General features: G+C 63.6%; 11 protein-coding genes. 5 read left to right on the forward strand and 6 right to left on the reverse strand.

Translation table 11 applies throughout. The annotated features are described in order from the left end of the window. Positions 1 to 42: 42 nt before the first annotated feature. Positions 43 to 1,104 carry a YeeE/YedE family protein gene (locus M3465_RS00845; RefSeq protein WP_249499811.1) on the forward strand — a complete coding sequence of 354 codons (1,062 nt, stop codon included), beginning with the start codon at positions 43 to 45 and terminating at the stop codon, positions 1,102 to 1,104. Between the two features lie 132 nt (positions 1,105 to 1,236). Continuing rightward, complete coding sequence (locus M3465_RS00850; RefSeq protein ID WP_249499812.1) at positions 1,237 to 2,301, forward strand: Hint domain-containing protein; 1,065 nt, start codon at positions 1,237 to 1,239, stop codon at positions 2,299 to 2,301. A gap of 35 nt (positions 2,302 to 2,336) precedes the next feature. Here the strand turns inward: M3465_RS00850 and M3465_RS00855 are convergent, their stop codons facing one another. Next, positions 2,337 to 2,798 carry an SH3 domain-containing protein gene (locus M3465_RS00855; protein WP_249500832.1) on the reverse strand — a complete coding sequence of 154 codons (462 nt, stop codon included), beginning with the start codon at positions 2,796 to 2,798 and terminating at the stop codon, positions 2,337 to 2,339. A gap of 179 nt (positions 2,799 to 2,977) precedes the next feature. Between M3465_RS00855 and M3465_RS00860 the strand changes: the two genes are divergently transcribed. From M3465_RS00860 to M3465_RS00870, 3 genes are read left to right on the forward strand one after another with little or no spacing between them, the layout of a single operon-like run. After that, positions 2,978 to 3,964 carry a 2-hydroxyacid dehydrogenase gene (locus M3465_RS00860; protein ID WP_249499813.1) on the forward strand — a complete coding sequence of 329 codons (987 nt, stop codon included), beginning with the start codon at positions 2,978 to 2,980 and terminating at the stop codon, positions 3,962 to 3,964. 52 nt (positions 3,965 to 4,016) lie between these two features. Further along, entirely contained in the window at positions 4,017 to 4,691 is a 675-nt protein-coding gene (pdeM, locus tag M3465_RS00865) for a ligase-associated DNA damage response endonuclease PdeM (RefSeq protein ID WP_249499814.1), read from the forward strand. After that, positions 4,688 to 5,101 (forward strand): PaaI family thioesterase, encoded by a 414-nt coding sequence (locus M3465_RS00870; RefSeq protein WP_249499815.1) that lies wholly within the window; start codon positions 4,688 to 4,690, stop codon positions 5,099 to 5,101. The genes pdeM and M3465_RS00870 overlap by 4 nt, the downstream gene beginning before the upstream one ends. A gap of 18 nt (positions 5,102 to 5,119) precedes the next feature. Here M3465_RS00870 and folD read toward each other — a convergent pair whose 3' ends face one another. The 5 genes from folD to ybgF all read right to left on the reverse strand — a co-directional run bounded on the left by folD (position 5,120) and on the right by ybgF (position 12,112). Continuing rightward, positions 5,120 to 6,022 (reverse strand): bifunctional methylenetetrahydrofolate dehydrogenase/methenyltetrahydrofolate cyclohydrolase FolD, encoded by a 903-nt coding sequence (folD, locus tag M3465_RS00875; RefSeq protein ID WP_249499816.1) that lies wholly within the window; start codon positions 6,020 to 6,022, stop codon positions 5,120 to 5,122. Between the two features lie 90 nt (positions 6,023 to 6,112). Then, complete coding sequence (locus M3465_RS00880; protein WP_249499817.1) at positions 6,113 to 7,789, reverse strand: formate--tetrahydrofolate ligase; 1,677 nt, start codon at positions 7,787 to 7,789, stop codon at positions 6,113 to 6,115. Between the two features lie 163 nt (positions 7,790 to 7,952). Then, entirely contained in the window at positions 7,953 to 9,872 is a 1,920-nt protein-coding gene (gene ftsH, locus M3465_RS00885; protein ID WP_249499818.1) for an ATP-dependent zinc metalloprotease FtsH, read from the reverse strand. Between the two features lie 78 nt (positions 9,873 to 9,950). Then, positions 9,951 to 11,300: a tRNA lysidine(34) synthetase TilS gene (gene tilS, locus M3465_RS00890; RefSeq protein ID WP_249499819.1), complete on the reverse strand. Its 1,350-nt coding sequence runs from the start codon at positions 11,298 to 11,300 to the stop codon at positions 9,951 to 9,953. Next, positions 11,297 to 12,112, reverse strand: coding sequence for a tol-pal system protein YbgF (ybgF, locus tag M3465_RS00895; protein ID WP_502846091.1), 816 nt, complete (start codon positions 12,110 to 12,112; stop codon positions 11,297 to 11,299). The genes tilS and ybgF overlap by 4 nt, the downstream gene beginning before the upstream one ends. Positions 12,113 to 12,117: the final 5 nt, after the last annotated feature.

Here is a 12,117-nt window from a genome sequence, read left to right on the forward strand (position 1 = left end):
GGCCGCGCATAATCACCGCAAGACGTTTTGGGAGGAACGCCTGTGCTCGATACGATTCCCGAACCCCTTCTGGTGGCGCTTGTCGGCCTTTTCGGCGGCACGCTTCTCGGCCTCGCCGCGCGGCTCGGGCGGTTCTGCACGCTGGGCGCCATCGAGGATGCGCTTCATGGCGGCTCCCACACCCGATTGCGCATGTGGGGCATCGCCATCGGCACGGCCGTTTTCGGCAGTTTCGCCTTGATGCAGGCCGGGCTGCTCGACGGCCCCGAGACATATTATCTCTCGATCGCCTGGCAGCCTCTGGCCTCCGTCGCGGGCGGGCTGATGTTCGGTTACGGCATGGCGCTTGCGGGCAATTGCGGCTACGGCGCCATTGCCCGGCTCGGCGGCGGTGATCTGCGCAGCTTCGTCATCGTTCTGGTCATGGGCGTGTCGACCTATGTGGTGCTGAACGGCCCACTTGCGCCCCTGCGCGATTTCGTCTTTCCGCAATCGCCCATCGCACCCGGCGATGCGCCGCCGGGGCTGGCCCACCATGCGGCGCTTTTCATCGGCCTGCCGGTGACATGGATCGGCATGGGAATGGGGCTCGTCATCTTTGCGAGCTCGGCCGCAACGCGCGCGTTCGCCGAAGAGCCGAGCGCGCTCTTCTGGGCCATGCTCGTCGGGGTCGCCATCGTCAGCGGCTGGGCGGGCACGGCGTGGGTGGCCAGCACGGGCTTCGATGCGTTGCCCGTCGTCTCGCACAGCTTTGCCGCGCCTCTGGGCGAGAGCATTCTTTGGTGGATGATCGGGTCGGCGCAACCGATCAGTTTCGCCGTCGGCTCCGTTGCCGGGGTCTGGCTCGGCGCGTTCGCCGGATCGCTGATCAAAGGTCATTTCCGCTGGGAAGCTTGCGAGGACCCGCGCGAGTTGCGGCGCCAGATCTTCGGCGCCGCGCTGATGGGCGCTGGAGCGGTGATCGCGATGGGCTGCACCATAGGGCAAGGCGTCAGCGCCTTCTCCATGCTCGCCTTCAGCGCGCCCGTCACCTTCGCGGCGATTTTCACCGGCGCGATGATCGGCCTGCGCCAGTTGATCGTGGGCTTCAGCCCCGCGGAATAATCCCAGCCCAGCAAAGCGTTGCGCGGGAATCACGGTTTTCGTTAATATTCAGTTAACGAAAACTTCGGGCAGGTTTCCGCCGATCCGGCTTGCTAGTCTGTAAAAAACAAAAACGGGCAGGCTAACGGAACAATGGGAACGGCTTTCAACGGCACGTTCGTCATTTCCTGGGCGCAAACCTCCATCGACAGCCTTCAGGCGGCTCCGGCCGACATGCTGAAAACAGGCGCTGCATGGAGCTGGATCGGAGAGGCCGTTCGCGTTGACGGGCCGAACGATCTGTTGCGGCTGGAAGAGGCGGAAGGCGAGGCGGAGCGGCGCGAGCGCGCCGCGCGCATGGTCAGACGATTGATCGGCGAGGCCATCGGCGCCGCGCCGCGCGAAACGGCGTTCGAGCCCGAACATCCGGTCGCCGACGCCTCTTTCGTCGTCACCGATGGCGCACGGACCTATACCGTGACGCTGATCGAGTCGGGAACCGCCAAACCGCCCCTGCTCATGTTCCTCAACGCGGCGCCACCGCGCGACCGCGACTTGTGGGTCGTGCATACGGCGCTGGCCAACGCCGCACCTCAAACGCTTGCGGAACACAAGGGCGCGGTGATCTGCTTCACCCCCGGAACGCGGATTCTCACGCCTGCAGGCGCGCGCCCGATCGAGGAGCTGCGCGAAGGCGATCCGGTGCAGACCAAGGACAATGGCGTGCAACCCATCCGCTGGATGGGCCATCGGCGCATGAGCGGCGCGCGGCTCTTCGCGATGCCCCGATTGCGGCCGATCCGCATCCGCGCCGGCCTGTTCGGTATCGATGCGCCCGATGCGGATCTTCTCGTTTCGCCGGAGCATCGGATGCTGGTCAAGGGCCCGGTGGCGCGCGATCTTTTCAACGCACCCGAAGTGCTTGTTGCGGCGCGCGACCTGATCGATCACGAACGCGTTTGCGTGGATCTCCTCGTCAAGGAAGTGACGTATATCCACATGCTCATGCCGAAGCACGAAATCCTTTTCGCCAACGGCGTTGAAACCGAAAGCTTCCATCCCGCGAATGCGGCCCTTTCGACGCTGGATGCGGTGGACCGCGCAAGGTTGTCGCAACTCATTCCCGAGGTCGAAACATGCCCTCACGGCTATGGCGATTTCGCGCGGCGGAACCTGAGCTCCTCCGAAGCGGCGATCCTGCTGCATCAGGCAGCCTGAGCGCGCCGCGCAGGATGGCAGCGCGAAGCTGCATCCTATTCGAAGGTTTCCGACGGCAGAACGCCCCAATACCCTTCCTTCGGCGCCCAGCCGGAATAGCCGCCCGCCGACAGCTCGCACCAGTCGACCCGGCATTGCCGCAACTCCGCGACAACACCCATGGACAATTGCGCCACAACCGGCGCGCCGGTTTCGGGCCGGGCCTGCAGCGCCAGCAGCTCGGCCTCGACCAATGCGGTGCGCACACCCGATAGAAGCGCGTAATGCACCCATCCGCCGGCGCCATCGCGATCCTGAACACGGCGCCAATGCCCATGCTCCGCCGTGATCTGCAAAGGCATATTGCGCCTCTTGTAGACCCAATCGATCCGGTGAGACAGCGACGGCCCGCGCCGGACATTCCCCTCGCTCGCTTTCATCGAAACGAAGCGCGGCAAAGGCAGGTTCGTGACCGATCCCTTGTCCGCCGCCCATATCGGGTGCGCCGACACGAGCATCAGCGAAACAGTGACCGACACGAAAGTGACCGGCATGCGCCGAACCGAACGCCAGTTCATGGAATGAGCCTCGACATGATTGGTGTTTTCTGTTTTTCCCGGCAGGTTCTTGTGCCTGCCACGCCTTTGAGACACTGTGCCAAAACGTAAATACCCGGAAAAGCGGCAGGAGCAAACGCATGTCATCCAAAAGCCTGAGTGTTGTTGTCACGCGACGCTTGCCTGACGCGGTCGAGACGCGCCTGAAAGAGCTTTTCGACGTGCGCCTGCGCGAAACCGACGCACCGATGACGCAAGCGGAACTGATCGAAGCCGTCAAGACCGCCGATGTCCTCATTCCGACCCTGACCGACAGGATCGATGCCGGACTTATCGGCCAGGCAGGCGAGCGCCTCCGCCTCATCGCGAATTTCGGCGCCGGTGTCGATCATATCGATGTGGATACCGCCCGCAGCCGGGGCATCCTCGTGTCGAACACGCCGGGTGTGGTCACCGAAGATACCGCCGACATGGTCCTGGCCCTGATGCTCGGCGTGACCCGGCGAATTCAGGAAGGCCTGAGCGTCATGCAGAAGGGCGAATGGGACGGCTGGGCGCCGACCGCCTTTCTCGGCGCCCGCCTGGGCGGCAAGCGGCTCGGCATCCTCGGCATGGGGCGGATCGGTCAGGCGGTGGCGCGCCGCGCACGCGCCTTCGGTATGCAGATCCACTACCATAACCGCCGCCGGCTTCGCCCCGAGGTCGAAAACGCGTTGGAAGCGACCTATTGGGAAAGCCTCGACCAGATGGTCGCGCGCATGGATATCTTGTCGATCAACTGCCCCCACACGCCATCGACCTTCCATCTTCTCAACGCGCGCCGGCTGAAACTGCTCAAACCGAGCGCGGTGATCGTGAACACCTCGCGCGGCGAGGTGATCGACGAAAACGCGCTTACCCGGATGCTGAAATCCGGCGATCTCGCGGGCGCGGGGCTGGATGTCTACGAACACGGCCATCGCGGCGCACCGGAATTGCGCGACATGCCGAACGTCGTCATGCTTCCGCATATGGGATCGGCCACGCATGAAGGGCGTATCGAGATGGGTGAAAAAGTGATCATCAATGTCAAAACTTTCGCCGATGGGCACCGACCTCCCGATCAGGTCGTGCCCGCTATGCTATGAACCGGAGCATTTGCCCCTTGCCATCATGCTAGAGGCAAGCCATGAACAAATCATGAACTGTCTCGAATTCCAGTTTTGCGGCGAAACGTTGCTAGCGCTCGGTAAGGGCGCACTCTTCTGGCCGTCCGAAAGCCTGCTCGTCGTGTCGGACCTGCATTTCGGCAAATCGGCGCGTGTCGCCCGTTTCGGCGGCGCCCAACTGCCTCCCTACGAAACGCGGGAAACGGTTGCGCGGCTCGCGTCCGACCTCGCCAGCACGGGCGCCAAACGCGTGATCTGCCTCGGCGACAGTTTCGACGCCGCCCCCATGCAGCATACGCTACCCGACGCCGACCGGCTTTCGCTCGTCGCCCTGCAAGCCGGACGCGAATGGATATGGATCGAAGGAAATCACGATCCCGGGCCGGTATCCCTCGGCGGTGCGCATATGAGCGGGGTGTCGCTCGGGCCGCTGCATTTCAGCCATATCGCAGCAGCGTCGCACACGCGCGGGGAAGTATCGGGTCATTACCATCCGAAAATCACCGTCGATCTGCGTGGGCGGCGCCTGACCCGCCCCTGTTTCCTTTTCGATCAAACCCGGCTCCTCCTGCCAGCCTATGGTGCCTTCACCGGCGGTCTGGCCTGCACCGATCCGGCGATCACTCGACTGTTTCCGGCCGGTGCTGAGGCGATCCTCACCGGGCAGAGGCCGGCAAGGCTGCCGCTGCCGGGCGTTGCCGCATGAGCGTCGATCCCCGCATCCAATCCAGTTTCGATCGCCAATCGATGATGCGCACGCTGGGCGCGCAATTGACCGCGGCCGAGAATGGCCGCGCCGCCATCACCGCGCCGATCCTTCCCGAAACGCTTCAACAACAGGGCTTTGGACATGCCGGGCTGACGTTTTCCATCGGCGACAGTGCGGCCGGATACGCCGCGCTTTCCATATTGCGTGCCGATCAGGAGGTCCTGACGGCGGAGATGAAGATCAATCTCCTCGCGCCGGCCAAAGGCGATCTGCTGATCGCCCGCGGCCGCGTCATCAAACCGGGCCGACGGCTGATCGTGACAGCGGCGGATGTTTTCGCGCGCTCCGATGGCGCAGAGACACATATCGCGACCCTCATCGGAACCATGATACCAACCGAAATCTAAGCGAGCCGTTCATGCAGATCAGGCCGTCAGGCCGTCCGGTTCATCGATTCCATGCGCCCGGCAACAGGCCGTGACGGTATTGGCCAGAAGACATGCAATCGTCATCGGCCCGACCCCGCCCGGAACCGGCGTGATCGCACCGGCGACTGCGGCGCAGCTGTCGAACTCGCAGTCTCCTACCAATCTGGTCTTGCCCTCTCCGCGTTCAGGAGCATCGACGCGGTTGATGCCCACATCGATCACCGTCGCGCCGGGCTTGATCCAGTCGCCCGTCACCATTTCCGGACGCCCTACCGCCGCTACGACGATATCCGCCCGCCGCACGATGCCAGGCAGATCCCTGGTGCGACTATGCGCAATGGTGACCGTGCAACTGTCACCCAACAAAAGCTGCGCCATCGGTTTGCCGACGATGTTGCTGCGACCGATTACCACCGCATCGAGGCCCGACAAGCTCCCGTGATACTGTCTGAGCATCATCAAACAGCCCAGCGGCGTGCAGGGAACCATGGATTTCTGCCCCGTGCCCAGCAACCCGACATTCAAGATGTGAAAACCATCGACATCCTTGGACGGATCGATGGCATTAATCACCAGTTCCTCGTTTATGTGATCGGGCAATGGCAGCTGCACCAGAATCCCGTGCACCTTCGGATCAGTGTTGAGTCGGGCAATCAGAGACAGCAACTCGCCTTCCTCGGTATCGGCCCCCAGCCGATGTTCGAAAGATGCCATCCCCACCTCTAAGGTCATCTTCCCTTTCGAACGCACATAAACCTGGCTGGCAGGGTCCTCTCCCACCAAGACGACGGCCAGCCCCGGAACCAGATCATGCTCCGCCTTCAATCTGGCGACATGATCGGCGACCTTGCCCCGCAAATCGGCCGCAAGGGCTTTCCCATCGATGATTTCAGCAGCCATGTCGCGTCCTTCTTCTCTTCGAAAATACTCAAACCGGCGGGATGGCGGGCGGGGCGACGGGCAAAGCCCGAGCGCCGCACCGTCATTCCGTCAGAACAGCCCCTCGATCTGGCCGTCGTCGTTCAGACGAATGGTCTCCGCCGCGGGCACGCGAGGCAGGCCGGGCATCGTCATGATCTCGCCGCAGACAACGACGATGAATCCCGCTCCGGCCGAAAGCCGCACTTCGCGCACCGGAACCGAATGGTTCACCGGCGCACCGCGGAGGTTGGGATCGGTGCTGAACGAATATTGCGTCTTGGCCATACAGACCGGCAGCTTGCCATAGCCCTGATCTTCCCAAAGCTTGAGCTGATCGCGGATCTTCTTGTCCATCAACGCCTCGTCGGCGCGGTATATTCGCTTCGCGATGGTCTGGATCTTCTCGGCAAGCGGCATCTCATCGGGATAGATCGGCGCGAAATGCGCACTGTCCTTGTCGGCGATTTCCGCGACCTTCCGCGCGAGATCGGCGGAGCCTTCCGAACCAAGCTCCCAGTGCCGGCTGACGATCGCCTCGGCGCCGTGTTCCGCGACATACGCGCTGATCGCCGCGACCTCGGCATCGGTATCCGTGACGAAATGATTGATCGCCACCACGACGGGAACCCCGAAACTCTTGAGGTTCTCGATATGCCGGCCAAGGTTCGGGCAGCCGGCCTTGACGGCCTCGACATTCTCATTCCCCAGATCGGCCTTGGCGACGCCGCCATTCATCTTCATCGCCCGCACCGTGGCCACGCAAACCACCACCGATGGCGCGATGCCGGCCTTTCGGCATTTGATGTTCATGAATTTCTCGGCGCCCAGATCGGCCCCGAAGCCCGCTTCGGTCACGACGTAATCGGCCAGCTTCAGGGCGGTGGTCGTCGCGATCACCGAATTGCAGCCATGCGCGATATTCGCGAACGGGCCGCCATGCACGAAAGCCGCGTTGTTCTCCAGTGTCTGCACGAGATTGGGCTGCATCGCATCCTTGAGCAGCACTGTCATCGCGCCTTCGGCCTTGATATCGCGGCAGAAAACCGGGCTGCGATCGCGACGGTAGGCAACGATCATATCGCCGAGCCGCTGTTCGAGGTCCTTTAGATCCCTGGCAAGACACAGGATCGCCATGACTTCGGAAGCAACGGTGATATCGAAACCGCCCTCGCGGGGAAACCCGTTCGCCACTCCGCCAAGCGACACATTCACCTGGCGCAAGGCGCGATCGTTCATATCGACAACGCGTTTCCATTGAACGCGGCGAATGTCGATTTCCTGCTCATTGCCCCAATAGATATGGTTGTCCAGCATCGCGCTGAGCAAGGAATGGGCACTGGTGATCGCGTGGAAATCTCCGGTGAAATGAAGGTTCATATCCTCCATCGGCACGACCTGCGCATGCCCTCCCCCGGCCGCTCCGCCCTTCATGCCGAAATTCGGGCCGAGCGACGCTTCGCGGATACAGATCACCGCACGTTTGCCGATCCGGTTCAGCCCGTCACCGAGCCCCACGGTCGTTGTCGTCTTGCCCTCTCCCGCCGGGGTCGGATTGATCGCGGTCACCAGAATCAGCTTGCCATCGGGCCGATCCTGAACGGAATCGATGAAGCTCTGACTGACTTTGGCCTTGTCATGCCCGTAGGGCAGCAGATCGTCGGGGCCGATACCGATCTTCTCGCCGATTTCCTGGATCGGGCGCTTCTTCGCCTCGCGCGCGATTTCGATATCCGACTTGTAGCTCATGGAAGGGCTCCCCGTTTGGCACATGATCTACAAGATCCATAGCGCCGCGCACAGGGTAAAAGACGCGGCGAAACCGACACTTCCCCGCAAGACTGCGGCGGCGCGGCCATGGAAAAACCCCGGCGCCTGTCTGGCTGCCGGGGTTTCTCGGAAGATATTCGGTTCAGGATACCGGTTCCGGCTCCGGCGGCTTGTCACCCGATTGGGGGCGGGACTTCGGCTTCGTCTTGGGAATGGCTGTCACGCTTGGCGTATCGCTGGCGTCATCCGAGCTGTCGTCATCGCCCGAATGCGGCGGCTCGCCCCGGATAACGCGTTTGATCTCATCGCCGGTCAGGGTCTCGTATTCAAGAAGGCCTTGCGCCAGACGTTCCCATTCCTCGCGCTTGTCCATGAGGATCGCATAGGCACGGTCATAGGCTTCCGCGATGAACCGTTTGACCTCCTGCTCGATCATTTCCTTGGTATTGGCGGAAACGGAGAAGCCGGCGGTGTTGCCGCTATAGCCCTCGGCCGCCTCGCGATAATCGATATTGCCGACCTTTTCGGACATGCCCCATTGCAGCACCATCGCACGGGCCAGCGCGCTGGCCTGCTGGATATCGCCCGCCGGGCCATTGGAGACATTCTCCTCACCGTATTTGATGATCTCGGCCGCTTTCCCGGCCATCGTCATGGCGAGTTTTTCCTCGCATTCTGACTTGTGCCAGTTCAGCCGGTCGATCTCGGGCAGCGAGACCACCATGCCAAGCGCGCCGCCGCGCGGGATGATCGTGGCCTTGTAGACGGGATCGCATTGCGGCAGCGTCAGCCCGACGATGGCATGACCGGCCTCGTGATAGGCGGTCTTTTCCTTCTGTTCCGGCGTGAGCACCATCGAACGGCGCTCTGCGCCCATCATGACCTTATCCTTGGCGTTCTCGAAATCTTCCATTGTGACGAAGCGTCGCCCGACGCGCGCGGCCATCAGCGCCGCCTCGTTCACCAGGTTCGCCAGATCGGCGCCCGAGAAACCGGGCGTGCCGCGCGCGATGATGCGCAGATCCACATCCGGACCCAGCGGCGTCTTGCGGGCATGCACGCCGAGAATCTTTTCCCGGCCCTTGATGTCGGGATTGGGCACGGTGACCTGACGGTCGAACCGGCCCGGCCGCAACAGCGCCGGATCGAGCACGTCGCGGCGGTTGGTCGCGGCGACGATGATGACGCCCTCATTGGCCTCGAAACCGTCCATCTCGACCAGAAGCTGATTGAGAGTCTGTTCCCTCTCGTCGTTGCCGCCGCCATAACCGGCACCGCGCGCACGGCCCACCGCGTCGATCTCGTCGATGAACACGATACAGGGCGCATTCTTCTTGGCCTGCTCGAACATGTCGCGCACCCGCGACGCACCGACGCCGACGAACATCTCCACGAAATCCGAGCCGGAAATGGTGAAGAACGGCACACCTGCCTCGCCCGCGATGGCGCGCGCCAGCAGCGTCTTACCGGTCCCCGGCGGGCCGACGAGCAGCGCGCCCTTCGGAATCTTGCCGCCAAGGCGCGAGAAGCGCTGCGGATTGCGCAGGAACTCGACGATCTCTTCGAGCTCTTCCTTGGCCTCGTCGATACCAGCGACATCGTCGAAGGTGACGCGGCCATGCTTTTCCGTAAGCAGCTTGGCCTTGGACTTGCCGAACCCCATGGCCCCGCCGCGCCCGCCGCCCTGCATGCGGTTCATGAAATAGATCCACACCCCGATCAGCAGAAGGAACGGCAACAGGCTGAGCAGGAAGGACTGGAAGCCCGATTGTTGCTGTTGTTCGGCGCGGATCGGAATGCCCTGTTCGATCAGAAGCTCGGTGACTGTTGCGTCTTCGGGCTTGATCGCGACGTAATCCTGCCCGTCCGTGCTGCGGAAGCGGACCTGTTCGCCATCGAGCGTGACGGAACTGACGGTGTCATCCTCAACGGCGGCAACGAAATCCGAATAGCTGATTTCGCGGCTTTGGAGCGTGTTTCCGCCGCCCGAGAAGATGTTGAAAAGCGCCAGAATGAGCAGGAACAGAACGACCCAAAAGGCGATGTTTCGTGCATTACCCAAGAAAATTTCTCCTGAATTCGACGGAGGCAATCGGGCCCGCGTCTCTTGGAGTATAACATAGAGATGCGCTGCCGGGGTTCAATGCGAAAGACAAAATGCCTCGAAACCGGTGTCGGGCCGCCCAAGCACATATCGCCGTGCGGTCAGCCCCGTTCCGATGCCAAGCGCCGGCACTGAGAGCAGACGCTCGCCCCGCCACGCCGCAGGCAGGCCGCGCGCGGCGCGATGCGGAACCGGCAGATCGCCGCGCTGCGTGATCTGCTCCCATCCGCCCTGCCCCAACGCACCGACGGTCACTCCGTCCGCGTCGCATGTTCCGTCTCCTTTCAATACCCATTGCCCGTCCCAAAGCGCCCCAAGCGGCACCTTCCGGTCCGAGGCCGCTGCCGGCTCGCGAAAGATGCGCAGATGCGCCTTTTCGACCGACAATTCCGCCCCATGCAGCGTGCCGCCGCCACCGGAGAGCGCGCTTTCGAGCAAACCTTCGCTGGCTGCCGAGCGCGGCCGGTGCTCCTCAGAGGCGGCATAGCGCAATGCCGCCGTCAGCAAACGAAGCTGCGTTTCGCGGTCAAGCGCGGCGAAGCCGTCGCGGTCGATGCGCACCTGGCCTGTGGGTGCGCTTTTGCATACCTCCTTCACCGCATCCGCCAGACGGGCGTTCAGCCCGTCCCGCGCACGTGCCATTCGCGCCGCCGTTTCGGCAAGCGCTTCTGTCGTCACCCCTTCCTCGCGCAAGAGTCCTAAGATTTTGCGAACACGGACACGATCATAGGCCGGATCGTCGTTCGACGTATCTTCGACCCATCGCCCCTTGAGAACGCGCGCGTAATGGCGCAGCTCTTGCCGGCTCATGCCGAGGCAGGGACGCAGCAGCTCGAACCCCGGCGCTGCGTCACCCCGCGGCGGCAAGGTGCCATGCCATGCGCTGTCCGGCAGCGCCGCCGCGCCCAGCGGATGCGGCACCGCAATGCGCCGCCCGCGCATTCCGGCGAGCCCGTCCACACCCGATCCGCGCGCCAGGCGCATCAGGACGGTTTCGGCCTGATCGTCCTGTGTATGCGCAAAAAGGACATGCCGCAGATGTCCGCGCCAGGCGTCGATCAGGGTAAGACGCGCCTCGCGCGCGGCGTTCTGAAGGTTCCCCGCTCCATCCCAGGCCCAGCGCAGCGTGGCATGCGGCCAACCGAGCAGGCCCGCCTCCTGCGCAACCATATCGGCCTCTGCCGCGCTTTCGGCGCGCAGACCGTGATCGACCGTGACGATCCAGAGCCTTACGCCATAGTCGCGCGTCCAGTTGTGCGCGAGATAGAGCATGGCCATGCTGTCGCCGCCGCCGGAAACGGCAAGGCCGATATCGCCGGGAAAATCCGGCCCGAGAAGCTGCCCCATCTCTTCGGCGAAACGCCGCGCCAGCGGCGGCTCGATCACGGGCAGTTGAACCGCGCCTTTGCGGCCTCGGCCTCCGCGATCGCGGGGCTGCCCGGATAGCGGTCCGCGACTTCCGACAGGGTCACGCAGGCCTCCGCCTGATTGCCAAGCTCGCCCAAAGCGGCGCCGAGACGCCAGAGCGCTTCGGGGCCGGCGCTGTCGTCTGGGTAGCCGGCATAGGCGTCGAGATAGCGGCGCGCGGCCTCGCGCAGATCGCCCATCCCCTCCAGCGCCCGGCCTTCCATGACAAGCGCGTCGGCCTCTAGCGGGCCACCGGGATAGGTCTGGCGAAAGGTCGCAAACTGGTTCGCGGCGGATTGAAAGTCACCATTGGCGAGCGCCTCCTCGGCTCGCCGGAAATCCGTTTCTTCGCCGACCGCCATCTCGCCGGTCGCGGGTTGCTGGGAAGGTTGCGGCGCAGCCGGGGTCGCCGCGTCGGGCTCGCCGCCGAGATTGGGCACCTTGCCGACGCTCGCGATATCGCAGCCCGGCTCCAGCTCGCACAGGCGGAACTCCAGATCGCCGATCCGCCGCGCGCCGTCCTCGGCCACGCGCGAAACCCGGAACTCGAGCTCTTCGGCTTTCGCGGTCACGCGCTGCAACTCGGATTCGACGGCGTTGAGCCGGTCGAGCGCGCCGGGCGGCAGTTGGACCGAGCTTGGCCCTGTCGTGCTGAGCTCGCGCTTGAGTCTCTGGATCTCGACATGCAGCACCGACAGATCCTGCCGGATATCCGCCAGTGTCTCCGCCGATGCTGTCGCCACAGGGCCAAGGCCGAGAGCGCCGGTCAGGATCAGGGCCGCAAACCGCATCATCC

It is taken from the genome of Marivita sp. GX14005 (assembly GCF_023370775.1).
In the GTDB taxonomy this organism is placed as follows: domain Bacteria; phylum Pseudomonadota; class Alphaproteobacteria; order Rhodobacterales; family Rhodobacteraceae; genus Marivita.

Coding starts and splice junctions, on each gene's coding strand:
- M3465_RS00850 (WP_249499812.1), top strand. CDS start 1,237: ATGGGAACGGCTTTCAACGGCACGTTCGTCATTTCCTGGGCGCAAACC.
- M3465_RS00855 (WP_249500832.1), bottom strand. CDS start 2,798: ATGCTCGTGTCGGCGCACCCGATATGGGCGGCGGACAAGGGATCGGTC.
- M3465_RS00860 (WP_249499813.1), top strand. CDS start 2,978: ATGTCATCCAAAAGCCTGAGTGTTGTTGTCACGCGACGCTTGCCTGAC.
- pdeM (WP_249499814.1), top strand. CDS start 4,017: ATGAACTGTCTCGAATTCCAGTTTTGCGGCGAAACGTTGCTAGCGCTC.
- M3465_RS00870 (WP_249499815.1), top strand. CDS start 4,688: ATGAGCGTCGATCCCCGCATCCAATCCAGTTTCGATCGCCAATCGATG.
- folD (WP_249499816.1), bottom strand. CDS start 6,022: ATGGCTGCTGAAATCATCGATGGGAAAGCCCTTGCGGCCGATTTGCGG.
- M3465_RS00880 (WP_249499817.1), bottom strand. CDS start 7,789: ATGAGCTACAAGTCGGATATCGAAATCGCGCGCGAGGCGAAGAAGCGC.
- ybgF (WP_502846091.1), bottom strand. CDS start 12,112: ATGCGGTTTGCGGCCCTGATCCTGACCGGCGCTCTCGGCCTTGGCCCT.